The organism is Propionispora hippei DSM 15287, from assembly GCF_900141835.1.
GTDB lineage: Bacteria > Bacillota > Negativicutes > Propionisporales > Propionisporaceae > Propionispora > Propionispora hippei.
This window is the reverse complement of record NZ_FQZD01000005.1, coordinates 1-17601: the sequence shown is the minus strand read 5'-3', so window position 1 is coordinate 17601 and position 17601 is coordinate 1. Positions and strand designations below refer to the sequence as shown.

10 protein-coding genes are annotated in these 17601 nt (G+C 49.9%); 2 read left to right on the top strand and 8 right to left on the bottom strand.

All coding sequences use genetic code 11. The annotated features are described in order from the left end of the window. Nucleotides 1-28 precede the first annotated feature (28 nt). From glgB to F3H20_RS01970, 8 genes are all read right to left on the bottom strand, one after another. Nucleotides 29-1930, bottom strand: coding sequence for a 1,4-alpha-glucan branching protein GlgB (gene glgB / locus F3H20_RS02005; protein WP_149733309.1), 1902 nt, complete (start codon nt 1928-1930; stop codon nt 29-31). Nucleotides 1931-2083: 153 nt separating this feature from the next. Further along, nucleotides 2084-4540 carry a glycogen/starch/alpha-glucan phosphorylase gene (locus F3H20_RS02000; protein ID WP_149733308.1) on the bottom strand — a complete coding sequence of 819 codons (2457 nt, stop codon included), beginning with the start codon at nt 4538-4540 and terminating at the stop codon, nt 2084-2086. Between the two features lie 180 nt (nt 4541-4720). Then, on the bottom strand, nt 4721-7330 hold the full coding sequence (locus F3H20_RS01995; protein WP_149733307.1) for a glycogen/starch/alpha-glucan phosphorylase: 2610 nt from the start codon (nt 7328-7330) through the stop codon (nt 4721-4723). A 180-nt stretch (nt 7331-7510) separates the two neighbouring features. Then, complete coding sequence (gene glgD, locus F3H20_RS01990) at nt 7511-8614, bottom strand: glucose-1-phosphate adenylyltransferase subunit GlgD (RefSeq protein ID WP_188128167.1); 1104 nt, start codon at nt 8612-8614, stop codon at nt 7511-7513. Nucleotides 8615-8652: 38 nt separating this feature from the next. Next, nucleotides 8653-9813: a glucose-1-phosphate adenylyltransferase gene (locus F3H20_RS01985; protein WP_149733305.1), complete on the bottom strand. Its 1161-nt coding sequence runs from the start codon at nt 9811-9813 to the stop codon at nt 8653-8655. Between the two features lie 147 nt (nt 9814-9960). Then, nucleotides 9961-12390: a glycogen/starch/alpha-glucan phosphorylase gene (locus F3H20_RS01980; RefSeq protein WP_149733304.1), complete on the bottom strand. Its 2430-nt coding sequence runs from the start codon at nt 12388-12390 to the stop codon at nt 9961-9963. A gap of 84 nt (nt 12391-12474) precedes the next feature. Further along, a complete protein-coding gene (gene glgD, locus F3H20_RS01975) occupies nt 12475-13557 on the bottom strand; it encodes a glucose-1-phosphate adenylyltransferase subunit GlgD (protein WP_149733303.1) in 1083 nt (360 codons plus the stop codon). Nucleotides 13558-13594: 37 nt separating this feature from the next. After that, nucleotides 13595-14770 (bottom strand): glucose-1-phosphate adenylyltransferase, encoded by a 1176-nt coding sequence (locus F3H20_RS01970; protein ID WP_149733302.1) that lies wholly within the window; start codon nt 14768-14770, stop codon nt 13595-13597. Between the two features lie 260 nt (nt 14771-15030). On the opposite strand from F3H20_RS01970, the gene F3H20_RS01965 reads away from it, so the two are divergent. Both F3H20_RS01965 and F3H20_RS01960 read left to right on the top strand, forming a co-directional pair. After that, nucleotides 15031-17157 (top strand): EAL domain-containing protein, encoded by a 2127-nt coding sequence (locus tag F3H20_RS01965; protein ID WP_149733301.1) that lies wholly within the window; start codon nt 15031-15033, stop codon nt 17155-17157. A 210-nt stretch (nt 17158-17367) separates the two neighbouring features. After that, nucleotides 17368-17601, top strand: a 234-nt coding sequence (locus tag F3H20_RS01960; RefSeq protein WP_149733300.1) for a transposase, incomplete at its 3' end; no start/stop codon positions are given.

The following is a 17601-nucleotide window of genomic DNA, read 5'->3' as shown; positions in this document are numbered from 1 at the left end:
TGCCAAGTTGAACTAAACTGTTATCACCTCACTTTTTTTCTTTATCGGGCTTTATATATATAGTGGCTAACGGAGGAATCCGCAACGCCAGCAAATATGGCTGGTTATGCCAGGCAATGGCTTGTGCTTCCAAGCTTGCCGGATTCTGCTGCCCTGAACCTCCGTAACCTTCCCGGTCACTGTTAAAAATCTCCCGATAGATGCCTTCTGACGGAACACCAATCCGGTAGTCTTCCCGTACCACAGGCGTGAAATTGCAGACTATAATCAGGAAATCTTCCGGGTCTTTGCCCCGGCGGATAAAACTGATCACACTTTGCGAAGCATCATTGCAATCAATCCACTGAAAACCATTCCATTTAAAATCAATCTCCCACAGCGCTTTTTCCGTTTGATACAGATGATTCAAATCCCGCACATAGTCCTGCAGTTGACGATGCTTGTCATGTTCCAGCAGATGCCAGTCCAGGCTGTAGCGGTCCCGCCACTCGACAAACTGGCCGAATTCGCCGCCCATAAACAGCAGCTTTTTGCCGGGATGACTCATCCAATACCCGTAGAATGCCCTTAGATTGGCGAACTTCTGCCAATAGTCGCCAGGCATTTTATCCAGCAGGGATTTTTTTAAATGCACCACTTCATCGTGCGATAAAGGCAGAATAAAATTTTCGGAAAAAGCGTACATCAAGGAAAACGTCACCAGGCTATGATGCCATTTCCGGCTTAGCGGATCAAGAGTCATATAACGCAGCATATCGTTCATCCAACCCATGTTCCATTTGAAATTGAAGCCCATACCTCCCTTATCGGTCGGCCAGGTAATCATCGGCCAGGAAGTGGATTCTTCGGCAATCATCAAAACTCCGGGGTGATTGGCGAAAATCACCTGATTGGCACGGCGCAGCAGTTGCATAGCGTCCAGGTTGCCATCTTCTCCGTATTGGTTCGGCGACCATTCCCCTTCCTTTTTGCCGTAGTTCAAATACAACATATTGGCAACCGCATCCACCCGCAGCCCGTCAATATGATATTCATCAAGCCAGAACAGCGCGTTGGAAATTAAAAAACTGTTAACCTCAGGCCGGCCAAAATCAAAATTACAGGTTCCCCATTCCCAGTTCTCGCTGCGCTGTGGATTATCCGATTCATACAGGCAAGTCCCGTCAAACAGGCGCAAGCCATGAGAATCCTTGCAAAAATGGCCGGGAACCCAGTCCAAGATGACCCCGATTCCCCTCTGATGGCACAAATCAATTAAATACATAAAGTCTTCCGGACGGCCATACCGGCTGGTGACCGAATAATACCCCGTAGCCTGATAGCCCCAGGAGGCATCCAACGGATGCTCGGCTACCGGCAACAGCTCAATATGGGTATAGCCCATATCCACCACATAATCCACCAATTGATCGGCAATATCGTGATAGGTCATCCAGTCATTTTCCAGTGTCCGGCGCCACGAGCCCAGATGAACCTCATAAATGACCACCGGCTTTTCCAGAATCTGATTTTCCCGTTTTGCTTTTTGCCAGGCTTCATCCTGCCAGGCATACTCATTCAGGTTATATACAACCGATGCTGTGTCGGGACGCAGTTGGGAAAAAAATGCATATGGATCAGCTTTAAGAAAACTGCTGTCACTATAGGTATGAATTTCAAACTTATACAGATCGCCCTTGGTTAAGCCGGGAACAAACAGTTCCCACACCCCCGACTGAGGCACCCGCTGCATAACATGATAAATCCCGTTCCAGACATTGAAATCACCGACTACTCTTACCTCTTTGGCGTTAGGTGCCCATACGGCAAACCGCACACCGCTCACACCATCCTCTTCAACAAGATGAGCCCCCAACAGCTGATAACTCCGAAAGTTGCTGCCTTCATGGAATAAATACAGATTTTCTTCCGTCAACAGGGAAATATTCATCTGATCATCAACCTCCTTGTCACTTTCTGCCCTGCAGATTAGCCGGACAGCCTGGCGCCATGGTCTTAATAACAAACAAGGAGATATGTCGGCAATTCTCATGCTTACTATATCTCCTTGACAGGGTTCAGGCTATCTTATTAGCAGCTTTCTCTACAAACGGGGAATCTCAGCAGGTTTTACGTTCCAAATACCAATGGCATACTCGGCAATACTGCGGTCGCTGGAAAAAATGCCGGCATGGGCGATATTATGAATACTCATTTTAGACCAGACGCTTTGTTCCCGGAATCTTTGGTCCAGGCGCTCCTGGGCTATTGCATAATCATCAAAATCCTTCAATACGAAAAACTCATCGTTATCACGGAGCAACGAATCGAAAATCGGTCTGAATTCATCTTTACCGCCAGGCAGGTATCCATTGACCAGTTGATCCAGAATCAACTTGATCCGCTTGTCATTATTGTAACAATCATAAGACTTGTAACCGCCATAGCGGTAAAAGTCAATAACCTGGTCGGAATTAAGACCGAAAATAAATATATTGTCATCGCCAACAGCGTTCCTAATTTCCACATTAGCGCCATCCATCGTACCCATCGTAACCGCACCGTTCAGCATGAACTTCATATTGCCTGTTCCCGAAGCTTCCTTGCTGGCGGTGGAAATCTGCTCGCTGACGTCGGAGGCCGGGAAAACCATCTCGCCCAGGGATACACTGTAATTTTCCAGAAAGACAACCTTCAGCTTGCCCTTAATTGAAAGATCGTTATTAATTTTATAGGCCAGCATATTAATCAGCTTAATAATTTGCTTGGCCAGATAGTAGCCGGGAGCTGCCTTGCCGCCAAACAAAAAGGTGCGCGGCACAATATCCAGGTCAGGATTGTCCTGCAGGCGATTATACAGGTCCATCACATGCAGTACATTCAGGAGCTGCCGTTTATAAGCGTGAATCCGTTTGATCTGTACATCAAAGATGGAAGCAGGATCGATCAGCACATCATATTTCTCTTTAATATGTCTGGCCAGATGCTCCTTGTTCTGCAGCTTAACCTGTTTGAGTTTTTCCTGTACCGAGGCATCGGAGTCGTACTTCAGTAAATTGGTTAAATCCTCCGGATGCTCCACCCAGCTCTTACCAATGGTCTCAGTCAACACCTCCGCCAGGCCCCGGTTGGCTTTCAGCAGCCAGCGGCGGTGAGTAATCCCGTTTGTTTTATTATTAAATTTGTGAGGCATATCTTCATAATAATGGTGGAACAAATGTTTTTTCAATATATCCGTATGGAGCGCCGCCACACCGTTGACGCTGAAGCTGCCCACCACGGCCAGCCGCGCCATATGGACCTGTTCATCGGCGATAATGGCCATCTGGGCGATTTTGTCCCAGTTACCGGGATAGCGCTGCCATAAACGGCGACAGTATCTTTCATTAATCTCTTCAACAATCATATAAATGCGGGGCAGTAAGGTTTTAAACATCTGCACCGGCCATTTTTCCAGCGCTTCCGGCATGATGGTATGGTTCGTGTAGGACACGGTTCGGGTAGTAATATCCCAGGCATCGTCCCAGCCCAAACCTTCCTCATCCATCAGTATGCGCATTAATTCCGGTACGGCAACAGCGGGATGAGTATCGTTGATATGGATGGTAACCCGGTCAGGCAAAGTCCGGATAGGGCCCCGCCGCTTCTTGAAGCGCCTGATGATGCTTTGTATGCCGGCAGAAACGAAGAAATATTGCTGTTTGAGCCGCAACAGGCGGCCTTCATAAAAATTATCCTCCGGGTAAAGAATTTTGGATATTCGCTCCACCGAATGCTTGTACTCCACGGCTTTTAAATAGTCGCCCCGGTTAAAAGTAGGCAAATCAAACTCGCCTTCAATCGGTTCCGCATTCCAAAGGCGCAACGTGTTGACCGTATTATTCTCATGGCCGATGATCGGAACATCATAAGGTACGGCTAATACCGGCTCATAGCCCTCATGGATGAAGGTCAGCTTATTGCCGGTCGCCTCGCTACGGACATGCCCGCCAAAACGGACTTCCGTCGCCCGGTCACCGCGACGGTATTCCCAGGCATAGCCGTCCTTCAGCCAATTATCCGGCAATTCCACCTGATGACCGTCAACAATTTTTTGTTCAAACAGACCATAGCGGTAACGAATTCCGTTGCCATGGCCAGGCAGTTTCATAGCCGCAATGGAATCCATAAAACAGGCTGCCAGACGTCCTAAACCGCCATTACCCAAGCCGGCATCAGGCTCGGCTTCCGTCAGTTTATCTATATCAATATCCAGTTCTGCCAGCGCGTCGCGGCAGACATCATGAAGTCCCATATTAATCAGGTACATGGGGAGTAACTTGCCTAAGAGAAATTCCATCGAAAAATAATATACCTGCTTACGGCTCTTTTCACTGTAATCCCGGTTGGTAGCCACCCAATTCTGACTGATCCGGTCCCGCAGCACACTGACCAACGCTGTATACTTATCATTATTACTCGCTTCTTCCAGTTCCTTGCCATGCAAAGTCTGTAACTTGTACAAAAAATCCAGCTTGAATTTCTCCGTCTCCCGCAAATGCTTCTTCGTCTCTCTAGCCATGATTAACCCTCCAGCCGCAGCAATATGTACCTTTGACTTCTGTTTGGAATTATAGTATGACTAATGGAATATTACTGATAAGTCTTCGCTACAGCCCAGGAAAATCCTTCTATTTACGATAATGTTACATAGGGCACAAAAGCTGCACAATTGTGCAGCTTTTTGTATTGCCTTATTTAGTTATTGAAAAGGATAGCCTTCAGGTATACGAACAGTTTTTTTAACCTTGGCCGCCTCTCTCGTTTGTTTTTCACTAGCCGAAAAAGGCAGCGTATCCGGTCTGATATGCCAAATGTCGGTGGCATACTCGGCAAACGTTCTGTCACTGGAAAACCTGCCGGAATGAGCAATATTGGCGCTACACATCTTGAGCCAGGTTGGGCGGTCCTTATATCGTTCGTCCAGAACCCGGTGAGCCGCTTCATAGGAAGCAAAATCTTTCAACACGAAAAAGTGATCGCCCTGGTACAGAAGACTGTCAAAATGCCCACGGAAAAGATCGCCGGCGCCGGGGAAAAAGCCGTTGATCAACTGATCGACCACCTGTTTGAGCCGCTCATTGCCTTGATACACCTCCCAGGGATTGTACCCGCCGCCACGGTAGTAGGCAAGCACCTCTTCGGCAGTCAAGCCAAATACGATAATATTATCTTCGCCTACGGCCTGCTTTATTTCAATATTGGCGCCATCCAGTGTGCCGATGGTCACCGCTCCGTTCATCATGAATTTCATGTTTCCCGTTCCGGACGCTTCATAACTGGCGGTAGGAATCTGCTCACTGACATCGGTGGCCGGAATAATCAATTCGGCCAGAGACACATTGTAGTTTTCCAGAAAGACCACTTTTATTTTATCCCGGATGCTTTTATCATTGTTGACAAGGTCGGCCAGGCTATTAATCAATTTGATAGTATTTTTGGCTATATGATAATTAACAGCCGCCTTTCCGCCAAAAATAAAGGTGTGAGGCTCGATATCCAGCAGAGGATTTTCCTTCAGGCGATTGTATAACGCCATGATATGCAGCACATTCAAGGTTTGCCGCTTATAGGCATGAATTCTTTTGATCTGGGAATCGAAAATCGAATTGACGTCCAGGGTAATCCCGTGCTTTTCTTTCACATATTTGGCCAGGGCCACCTTATTCTGCAGCTTGACTCTAAGCAGGTGGTGTTGAAAAGCCGTATCCGCGCCGTGCCGCTCCAGTTGAGCCAGTTCCTGGGGGTGCTCAACCCAACGCGGGCCAATGGTATCGGTGATGAGCTGCGCCAGCGCCGGATTGCATAGGGAAACCCAACGCCGCTGGGTTACGCCATTCGTCTTGTTATTAAACTTGGCGGGAGAAAAATCACAAAACTCTTTCATGATCTTATTCTTCAATATATCGGTATGCAGCTCGGCCACGCCATTCACACTGTGGCAACCGGCAATCGCCAGATGAGCCATATGAATCCGGTTATAGGAGATAATAGCCATCCGGCTGATTCTGTCCCAGTCACCGGGATAAGTTTCCCACAAAGACCGGCAGTAATATTCGTTAATGTCCCGGACAATCAGGTAAATCCGGGGCAGCACGGTGCGAAACAGGTCTTCCGGCCAGGTTTCCAGCGCCTCCGGTAAAATAGTGTGATTGGTGTAAGACATGGTCTGAACGGTAATGTTCCAGGCTTCCTCCCAGGTAAGCTGCTCTTCATCCAGCAAAATCCGCAGCAGTTCCGGGATGCATAGCACCGGATGAGTATCATTAATATGAATGGCTATTTTGTGCGGAAACTCCCGCAAATGTCCGTTATTTTCCCGGTAATTGCGAATGATGCTCTGCAAGCCGGCAGATACCAGAAAATACTGCTGTTTCAGCCGTAACGCCTTACCTTCATAGGTTGAATCGTCGGGATAAAGTATGTTGGACAGTTCCTCTACCGTTTGGCTGTATTCCACCGCCTTTTGGCAGTCGCTGCCACCCTGAGGGGCGCAAACCACTTCACTTAGCCTGGCTTCGGCACTCCAGAGGCGAAGCGTATTAATCGTACCGTTACGATAGCCGACAACCGGAACATCATAAGGAACGGCCAGCACCGTTTCATAGCCCTCGTGAATATACTGGGTTTTGCCATTGCTCTTTATCCGGACATTGCCGCCAAACCTGACCTCAACTGCTTCTGCCGGCTTGCGCACGTCCCAGTAGAACCCGTCCATCAGCCAGTCATCAGCATACTCACGTTGGTATCCGTCAACAATCCGCTGCTCAAACAAACCATAGCGGTAACGCATTCCCATGCCATGCCCCGGCAAGCCCAGGGAAGCCATGGAATCAAGATAACAGGCCGCCAGCCGGCCCAAACCGCCATTGCCCAAGCCGGGGTCCTCTTCAACCTGCCGGAGCGTCCGTAAGTCCATTCCCAGTTCGCCCAGCGCCTGTTGGCAGACTTCATTCAACCCCAAGTTATACAAATTGGACCCTAACAGACGACCCAGTAAAAATTCAATGGAAAAATAATATACCTGCTTAGACCCTGTCCGCCGGTACTTTTCCTTGGTATTCAGCCAGGGCTCGGCCAGATAGTCACGAACCAGCGACACCAGGGCATTGTACTTGTCCAGATCGGAAACCCGCTCCAGTCCGTCGCCGTACATCCGCTCCACTTTATTCCGGTAATCCTGTTTGAACTGTTCCACCGTGATTTCGCTGTCGGCCGTTCCGGCCTGAGCCGCGCCAAAGACACCCGTTCCCGGTTTGACACCTATAGGCTTTATTGATGGCCGGCCGCTCAAGTTTCTCTCCGTATCCATGTACCGCGCCTCCTTTACGATGTAAGCTATCTGAAATTTTGCTGCCTGAATACCTTGCGTCACCTGAAGGCAGGGATCATCTTGCGGGATTTTCCGTTCTCTCCGTTGTCATAAATCCACGATGTGCGCTTCCTCCGCCTTGGGGGAACGGAAAAAATCCCCGTAAGCTCATCTTTTACTTTAAGTAACGCAAGGTACCAGCAACGGATTTTGCCAGGTTCCGGACAACTGCTGTCCGGCAGCAATAACCGTCCGGCTGTCACATACCGCATAATCAACAATCGCTCCCGGTTCAACCCGGGTCCCCGGCAAAACCAGACTATTTCTAACGACCGCCCCACGGCTCACCTGCACGCCTTTGAATAAAACACTATTTTCAACCACACCCTCAATCCGGCAACCTCCGGCAATCAATGAATGAGCAACTTGTGATTGAGCGGTATATTTCGCCGGCGGTTCATCGCCGGTTCTGGTATAAACAGCCCGGAGCGGGACAAACAGGTCCCGCCGGATCTTCGGCTCCAGCAAGGCCATATTGGCCTGATAATAGCTCGGCAGGGAATACACCGGAAACACATGATGATTAACGCCAAACCCATAGCAGCGATACCGAGATATCTGCGGCAGCAGGCAGTTGCGGATAAAGTCCTGTTCCGCCGCCATCTCACGCCCTTCCAGCAAAGTGACAAACAATTCCTTGTCTAACAGAAAAACCCCTGTGGCCAGTGAATTGTCAGACACTCCGCTTACGGTATCATTCCAAGCGTTAATCCGGCCGTCCGAGTCGCAAACCGGCCGTAAAAAGCCGGCAGGCATTTCGCCGCTCCAGGGTTGTCCGGCATAAATCACAGTTACTTCTGCAGCCCGTTCTTGATGAAACCGCAGTACCTCACCATAATCAAGCGGACAGACGATGCTGTCGCCGCTAAAAGCAACGTAGTTTTGCCGGCTTCGCCTGATCCATTCCAGTTGCCGGCGCAAACCGCCGATATCGCCACCGCGCTCCCCCGGCTGGGTAACCGACCAGGGGAACACCCGCAAGCCTTCCTGCTTGCGCTCCAGATCCCAGTCCCGTCCCGAACGCAGATGTTCAAACAGGAGCGGATGTGGCCGCTCCATAAACACCCCTACATGGGAGATACCGGAATGCACCATGTTGGATAAAATAAAATCAATCAGACGATATTTACCGCCAAAGGGCAAAACTGCCCGCGGCGGCTGCTCACCTGCACTTCCCAGCAAGGATTCGCTGCTGTCCAGACTGACAATTCCCAGAATGTCCATATACATTCTCCTAGCTGCCGGGCGAAAACCGCCGGCCTTTATTGCTGATTAAATACGGTGGCACGGGGAAAGAACATATGGCTGCCGGTCAGGGTAATACCGGCTGTCACATCAGCTTGTCCGATCCTGCACCCCTGTTTGAAAACACAATTTGCTCCAATAACGGCATGTTGAATATCCACTTCACTGCCAATGTCAGTCCAGGGCATGACGATGGAATTTTTTACACAAGCCGATTTAGCCACCGTCACACCGGGGAAGATCACTGAGTTTTCCACCGTGCCAAAAACGTTGCAGCCTTCGCTGATAATCGAAGCGGCGACCTTGGCTGCCGATGCGATGTAATGGGGAGGATGCAGGGAATGCCCGGAATAAAGCGGCCACTCCTCATCATAAAGATCAAATTCAGGACTGTCTTTTAATAGATCCATATTAGCCTGCCAGAAACTATCCACCGTACCGATATCTTTCCAATATCCTGTAAAGGGATAGGCATAGAGCCTACGGTTTTCGGCCAACATCCTGGGCAGCAAGTCCTTGCCGAAATCATGGGATGAGGCAGCCTCCTGGCTGTCCCGCAACAAGTATTTCTCCAGTGTCCGCCAGGTAAACACATAGATTCCCATTGACGCCAGGTTACTTCGCGGCTGACGCGGTTTTTCCTCAAACTCACCGATCCGGCTATCTTCCGTCACGTTCATAATGCCGAACCGGGAAGCCTCCGTCCAGGGGACTTTTATGGCGGCAATCGTAACATCAGCCTTTTGCTGACGATGGTATTCCAGCAGCAAGCTATAATCCATCTTGTAAATATGATCACCGGATAAAATCAAAACATACTCAGGCAAAAAAGAGTTGACAAAATTCAAGTTCTGGTAGACGGCATCGGCCGTACCGCGATACCATTGTCCACCTCCGTTCCTGACAAAAGGCGGCAAAATAAACGCGCCGCCCCCCTTCCGGTCCAAGCCCCATGCACTACCTGTTCCAATGTAGCTATTAAGCGCCAGTGGTTTATACTGTGTTAAAACTCCAACTACATCTACTCCCGAGTTCTGGCAATTGCTTAGAGTAAAATCAATGATACGATATTTGCCGCCAAAGGGCAGCGCCGGTTTAGGCAGCCGTTTCGTTAATACCCCCAGACGGCTGCCCTGTCCTCCGGCCAGCAGCAGGGCCACACATTCCTTTTTGCGCATGAACCAGCCGATTCCCCCTTCCATCAAACTATCCGGATTCCTATCTAGCGTTTATTTTGCCTTTTCACAGCCGCTTTATACCGTCCAGACAAAAACACACCGTTGCCAAAAAATGTGGCCGTCATACAGACCGGCCACATTACAATGCTAACCAGTTATAATAACAGGCTTAATCTTCCAAATTCCCACCGAATACTCCGACCCCATCCGGTCACTGGAAAAAATTCCCGAGTGGGCAATATTCATCATCGCCATTCTTTGCCACTCCTGGCGGTGGCGGAATTTATTTTCCACCACCCGTTGCGCGTCACAATAGGCGGCAAAATCCTTTAACACAAAAAACTCATCGTTATTATGCAGCAAATCATTATAGAGTGGCCGGAACTCTTCCCGCTCCTCCTGGAAAAAGCCGTCGACCAACTGCTCCATAACGGTTTTGATGCGCGGATCATTGTGGTACATATCCCAGGCGCTATAGCCTCCGTAATGGTAGTAATCAAACACCTGCTTGGCTGTCAGGCCGAAAATGACGATATTGGCATCCCCTACCGCCTGCTTTATTTCAATATTGGCTCCATCCATCGTGCCGATGGTAATGGCGCCGTTCATCATAAACTTCATATTGCCTGTGCCGGAAGCTTCCTTGCTGGCGGTGGAAATCTGCTCGCTCACATCGGCGGCCGAAATAATCATTTCGGCTAGAGAGACACTGTAGTTTTCCAGGAACACTACCTTAAGCTTTCCCTGGATGGCGGCATCGTGATTGATTTTTTCCGCCAGCACATGAATGAGCTTGATGGTTTGCTTGGCAATATAGTAACCGGGCGCCGCCTTGCCGGCAAAGATAAACGTTCGCGGCACCATGTCCAGTTGGGGGTTCTCGCGTAATTTATTGTATAGATGCATAATGTGCAATACATTGAGAATCTGCCGCTTATAGGCATGGAGACGTTTTACCTGCACATCAAAAATCGAATCCACATCCACCTGAATATCATATTTATCACTGATAAACCGGGCCAGTTTCAGCTTATTCTGACGTTTAATAGCGGCAAGCTGCTGCTGCAGGTTTTCATCCTGGGCATGATTTACCAGTTGGATTAAATCACAGGGATATTTAATCCAACTGCTGTCGATCGTCCGGGAAATCAGTTCCGCCAATGCGGGATTGGACTTGATCAGCCAGCGGCGATGGGTAATTCCGTTGGTTTTGTTATTAAATTTATACGGATACAGCCGGCTGAAACCGGCAAAGGTATGATTTTTTAAAATTTCGCTGTGAATCTGGGCGACGCCATTGACGCTGTAGCTGCCGACAACCGCCAGTCTGGCCATATGAACCTGCCCGTCGTCAATAATTGAAATCTCGCGCACCGCATCCCAGCTTTGCGTTTTATCCCATACCGTCCGGCATAGCCGTTCATGAATTTCCTGGATAATCAGATAAATCCGCGGCAACAGCTTCTCCAGCATGTCTACAGGCCATTTTTCCAACGCCTCCGGCATAGTGGTATGGTTGGTGTAGGATATGGTGTTGACGGTAATGTTCCAGGCCTCTTCCCATTCCAGCCCCGCCTCATCCACCAGCAAACGCATCAATTCCGGAATAGCCAGCGCCGGATGGGTATCGTTGATATGCACGCCAACCTTTTCCGGCAGGGTTCGCCAGGGCAACGCCCTCTGCTTAAAGCAGCGCAAAATACTTTGCAAACCGGCCGAGACAAAAAAATACTGCTGCTTTAAGCGTAAAAGCCGGCCCTCATAGTGAGTATCGTCAGGATAAAGAATCTTGGAAATGCGTTCGACTGAATGGCGGTACTCCACAGCCCGTGAATAATCGCCCCGGTTGAAGGACGACAGATCAAAATCAATGGCCGCCGGTTCCGCGCTCCAGAGCCGCAGGGTGTTCACCGTCCGGTTTTGATAACCCACAATGGGGATATCGTAAGGGACGGCCAGGACCGGTTCGTAATCTTCGTGAATAAACAACCATTTGTCGGGCTGAATAATTTGGGTAATTTTGCCGCCGAACCGGACCTCCACTGTTTTATCGGCTTTGCGGTACTCCCAGATATAGCCGTTTTTAAGCCAGTTATCAGGCAGTTCCACCTGGTGGTGATCGACGATTTTTTGCTCGAACAGACCGTATTTATAGCGAATGCCACAGCCATGACCGGGCAAATGCATGGCGGCCATGGAATCCAGCAGACAGGCTGCCAGGCGTCCAAGCCCGCCGTTGCCCAGCCCGGCGTCGGGCTCCGCTTCGGCCAGCGCCGCCAAGTCAATGCCCAGCTCCGCCAATGCCTGACGGCAGGGTTCTTTCAAACCCAGATGGATTAAATACATATCCAATAATTTGCCCAGCAAGAATTCCATGGAAAAATAAAAAACCTGCTTTTCATTTTTTGAACGGTATTGCTGCCTGGTCCGTATCCAGTTTTGACTGATCACTTCCCGGACACAAGCGCCAAAGGCCATGTATTGTTCGTATAGATCGGCTTCCTCCAAGCCCTTGCCATACATGGACTGCAACTGATTAATAAAACTGTTCTTAAATCCGGCTTTATCAAAATTCACGTCCCGCTCTCCTTTCCTTGTCTTGCCAAAGCAGGCCAGCCTGACGCTGCCGCTCCGCCGCTGAAGGTCTTGCACCAAATCTGCTTACTGCGGCAGCGCCGCGCCGGAAACGACCATGGCCAGCCCGGCCGTTCCTTTTAGACAATTCCCCCGGGAAATATGAACATCTTGATCACAAATTACATTCTCCAGCCGGGCATAGCCTGCAATATGACAACCAGGCATAACGATGCTGTTTTTTATAATCGCCCCAGGCTCTACTGTCACACCATGAAAAATGACGCTATTTTCAATAACACCGCCAATCAGGCTGCCACTGGCGACAATGGCATTGCGCACCCGGGCTCCCGTCAAATAAACGGCCGGCGGTTCCTCCTGATCGCAGGTATAGGTCATACCTGCCTCAGAGAAAAATTGCTGCCACTTTTCCATGGTCAGAAGCTCCATATGGTGGCGGTAGTAGCTTTGCGCCGAACCGATGCCGGCCACATAACCCTTATGGCGGTAGCCGTATACACGCAGCCGGCCTGCTTGTTGCAAAACTCCGTCCAGTATTGTATCGTAAGCACCATCCCGGCAGGCGGCGCTCACCAACTCTAAAAATAAGGACTTACTCATCAGACACATATCCAGTGAAACCATCCCCTGGGTGTCAAGTCCCCGGACACGACCATCTGCGTCCAGCCGCAAAGCTGTGTCTCCCCCTGCTTTTTCCGCCAAACCTTTATCTCCTACCACCAGAGTTACATCAGCCTTATGCAATTGATGAAAATGCTTTACCCGGCGATAGTCCAGGCTGCAGACCAGATGCCCTCCCGCCAACAGTATATAATCCTGACAGCTGGCTTCAATGCAGTCCAGATTGTGGTAAAACCCGGTTACATCACTGTCTCCCTCGTTCCGGAGCGGTAAAAAAAGCAACCCGCCCCGCTTCCCGGCAAGCTGCCAGTCCCGGCCGGAACGCAAATGATTCATAACCGCCCGGTACTGTCCTTGCAGCAATACTCCGACATTCTCTATACCGGAATTAACCATACTGGATAAAACAAAATCAATCACCCGATACTCACCGCCAAACGGCAACACCGCGACATGTCGTATTCCGCTTATTTCAACCGGTGCCGCCTGCTGCCGGCCGAAGGTAATAAGCCCCATTACATTTTCCATAATCCGCTCCTTTATTGAACTGTTTTTTGCTTGCCGGCTACCCTACCTGCTTCTGCGGCAGAACAGCTTCCGGTTGATGTCCTCGCGTCTCATTTCCCGTCTTACCGGCAATCACAATCGGCTCGCCTTCGCTGCCTATTTGGACACCGCTGCCGATTCTGGCCTGACTGTCGACAATGGCCCGGTTGATTTGAGCCTGCGCACCGATATAGGCATCAGGCATGAGTACGGAATTTTTTACCTTCGCCCCTTCTCCAACATAGACTCCCGAAAAGACTACGCAGTGCTCCACTTCGCCTAAAATGGTGCAACCCTGATTGATTAATGAATCGCTTACCCTTGCTGATGAGCCAATAAAATGAGGCGGCTGGATTTTGAACGGAGAATAAACAGGCCAGCGGCCGGCCCGTAAATCAAGCTCCGGGTTGGACCCCAGCAAATCCATATTAGCCTCCCAAAGACTGTCTATCGTCCCCACATCCTTCCAATAGCCGGCATGGGTATAGGACTGCATGATTTCTCCTTCCGCCAGCATGGCAGGTATGACGTTTTTGCCAAAATCATGTTCTGACCGTTCGGTCAATGCATCGCGTTCCAAATAGCGCCGCAGTTTATCCCAGGTGAAAATATAGATTCCCATGGAAGCCAGATTACTGCTCGCCTGCGGGGGTTTTTCCTGGAACTGGGTAATCCGGCCGGTCTCATCTACTTGCATAATGCCAAATCGACCCGTATCCTCCCAGGGAACCCGGATGACACCAATAGTTACCGCCGCCTGCTTTCTTTTATGTTCCTCCAGCATTTTCCGGTAGTTCATTTTATAAATATGATCGCCGGAAAGCACCAGCACATAGGCGGGCCGGTGGGCCTCGATGAAATGAATGTTCTGGTAAATGGCATCGGCGGTTCCCTTGTACCATTCGGCACTCCGCTCCCGAGTGTAGGGCGGCAGGATCGCTACACCGCCATGTTTTCTATCCAAATCCCAGGCACTGCCTGAGCCGATATGGCGATGCAGCGCCAGCGGTTGATACTGTGTCATTACACCCACAGTATATATGGCGGAATTCCGGCAATTGCTCAACACAAAATCAATAATCCGGTATTTTCCGCCGAACGGCACCGCCGGCTTTGCCATCCTTTTCGTTAAACTTTCCAAACGGCTCCCCTGCCCGCCTGCCAGTATCATGGCCACACATTCTTGACTTGACATGCACCTACTCCTCCCAGTCATTATCATAAAATCGTCCTGTTGAATGAAATTCTGCCAGGCGTTTATGCAATAGGCGCGAGGCTCGCTGCGCCCGTACATACAATGTCTATGCCGCAGGTGCCGCCGCTATGACAAATAAATAATGCCGGACAGCGTGCCGGCCGGGCCAAACAGAGGATTTTAACATATTCCGTAGAATTATGTTGTAATTTACCTGACTTAATCATTTACCGGCGTCGATTTACTAGGAGGCCTTACCGATGTACCTACTATGGATTCATGCCCTGGCGGAGAAATTGGCTAAAAACCGTTATTGCCTGGCAGTCCGTCGCAGTTTGATCGTTATTTCCCCGGCTGCCGTAGCCGGTTCCTTTGCCACCATGATCACTTTTTTCCCCGGACTGCCCTTTCAGCAATGGATGACTTCCCTATTCGGGGAGTCCTGGTATCGCGGTGGTCAGGCCTTGATAAACAGTTCATTTTCCATCATATCCATCCTTTTTGTTGTAGCCATCAGCTACTTTTTGGCGGAAACTCATCCCCGTAACAGTCAGGAAAAAGTGCATCCCCTGATTGCCTCGTTTGTTTCCCTATCCTGCTTCATCCTGCTGCTGCAGCCTTTTGCCCAGGCTGAGCCGGGCGGCCCCTGGCTGGGCAAAAGCGGTCTGCTTTTGGCCATCATTACGGCCTTTGTCATGACCGAAGCCTTTCTTTTTCTTTGCTCGCTGCCGGCCATCAACATCTCCCTGCTGGCCGATGAGGAGGAATCGCTAATCATCGGCCAGGCTGTCTCGGCCATCATCCCCTACCTGCTGCTGCTTGCCGGCTGCTTTGCCGTCAAAGTCCTGTTGCACTGGCTGAGCGTATATGACATACACGCTTATCTCAGTACGCAGCTCAGTCATCTGTTTACTTACATAACCTGGCCGCTGGGCCGGGCCTTGCTGTTTGTCCTGCTTGTGCAAATCCTATGGTTTTTCGGCATCCATGGCAATGACCTGCTGTTTCCCGTTATGCGCGAGGTTTACTCTCCTGCCGGGTTGGCTAATCAGGCGGCAGTCTCGGCCGGATTGCCGCCGCAGGAAATATTCACCGACTTTTTTTTCAATCAGTTTGTCTTTCTGGGCGGCTCCGGCGCTACCCTATGCCTGATTGTCTGCCTGCTGTATATCGCCAAGCACAAAAGCACACTGCGCATCGCCCAGCTTTCTTTTATTCCCGCTCTGTTCAACATCAATGAACTCCTGTTATTCGGCCTGCCGATTGTAATGAATCCGCTTTACTTCCTCCCCTTTCTCCTGGTTCCCGCCCTGTTAACCTTTATCTCTTATGTCGTGATTAGTGCCGGTCTGGTTCCCACTCCCAGCTATTATGCCACCTGGACCACACCGGCCTTATTCGGCGGTTACCTGGTCACGGCATCCTGGCAGGGAGCCTTGCTGCAACTGGCAAATCTGCTGTTAGGACTGTTAATCTACCTGCCTTTTGTTAAAGAAGCCGAGAAAAAGAAAGAGACTGAAATTCACAACTCTTTTATTTCCTTAATTCAAACCGCCGATTATTGGCATACACCTGCTCCCCAGCATTTGCTGGAAAAAAATGACCGTCAGGGCACCATGGCCCGTTCGCTGGCCCGTGATCTGCTGCAGGCATTGGGAAGCAACGAGCTGTTCCTGGAGTATCAGCCCCAGGTCGACGCCACCGGCCGGGTCATCGGCGTCGAAGCCCTGCTGCGCTGGACCCACGAGACCTATGGCAGAATACCGCCGCCGGTCATTATTACGCTGGCTGAAGAAGCGGGTATCATTGACCGGCTGGGAAAATGGATCATTGACACAGCCTGCAACCAGCTAAGAACCTGGAAGCAGGAAAAGTTTCCTTCGTTGCGTCTGTCCATCAACGTCTCGGTGTTGCAGCTCTATCAGAAAAACCTGCTGGAAGATATCGCCATTGCCATTGAGCGGAATCAGTTGGACCCGCATGAATTGGAAATAGAAATAACCGAAAAATTCGCCTTAAGCAATGATCAACGCTCTCTATCCACACTGGAGGCCCTCCATCGCTGCGGCGTCCGCATTGCTATCGATGATTTCGGCATGGGTCACAGTTCGCTCCAATATATTAAATATTTTCCCGTCGATACGCTTAAGATCGACCGCTCGCTTAGCCACGATGTGCTGGAGGACAGAAGCTATCAGGAAATTATTACCTCCATTGTCTCATTATGCAGCTCCTTGAACATTGATGTCATTGTGGAGTATGTGGAAACCAACAAACAGCGGGACCTGTTAAAAGAACTGGGTTGTCTGCGCTATCAGGGTTATTTGTACAGTCCGGCGCTGCCGGCCGGCGAAATTCCCGACTTCGTGCGCCGGCATCCCCACTAACCAAAAGATAGCTTTACAATCTACCGCTTCCGCAAAAGCTCTGAATTACTAACATAGCCAGCCTGCCTGGCAAGCTAAAAGGGGAGCCGGCCTGATCAAATCAGGCCGGCTCCCCTCAGCTTGTTGAAAAAGTATATAGTATGAAAATGGTTTTTGAGGGTCCATGTAGAATTAATTCTGCATGGACCTAATTTTGTTAGGAGGTAGAGTATGCTTAAAGAACGAGCACCTCAGCAGATGAAATTCGAATTAGTTTGTATTGATCAATTAGTTCCTGAAGATCACCTGCTTAGAAAGATAGATAAATACATAGATTTTTCGTTTATATACGAGAAGACCACCCCCTACTATTGTCAAGATAATGGACGACCACCCGTAGATCCGATTGTCCTTTTCAAAATGATCTTTATTGGCTATCTTTATGGCATCCGTTCCGAGCGACAG

Bases quoted from the DNA above. Each gene is read 5' to 3' on its own strand.
- glgB (WP_149733309.1), bottom strand. From the start codon at position 1,930: ATGAATATTTCCCTGTTGACGGAAGAAAATCTGTATTTATTCCATGAA.
- F3H20_RS02000 (WP_149733308.1), bottom strand. From the start codon at position 4,540: ATGGCTAGAGAGACGAAGAAGCATTTGCGGGAGACGGAGAAATTCAAG.
- F3H20_RS01995 (WP_149733307.1), bottom strand. From the start codon at position 7,330: ATGGATACGGAGAGAAACTTGAGCGGCCGGCCATCAATAAAGCCTATA.
- glgD (WP_188128167.1), bottom strand. From the start codon at position 8,614: ATGGACATTCTGGGAATTGTCAGTCTGGACAGCAGCGAATCCTTGCTG.
- F3H20_RS01985 (WP_149733305.1), bottom strand. From the start codon at position 9,813: ATGCGCAAAAAGGAATGTGTGGCCCTGCTGCTGGCCGGAGGACAGGGC.
- glgD (WP_149733303.1), bottom strand. From the start codon at position 13,557: ATGGAAAATGTAATGGGGCTTATTACCTTCGGCCGGCAGCAGGCGGCA.
- F3H20_RS01970 (WP_149733302.1), bottom strand. From the start codon at position 14,770: ATGTCAAGTCAAGAATGTGTGGCCATGATACTGGCAGGCGGGCAGGGG.
- F3H20_RS01965 (WP_149733301.1), top strand. From the start codon at position 15,031: ATGTACCTACTATGGATTCATGCCCTGGCGGAGAAATTGGCTAAAAAC.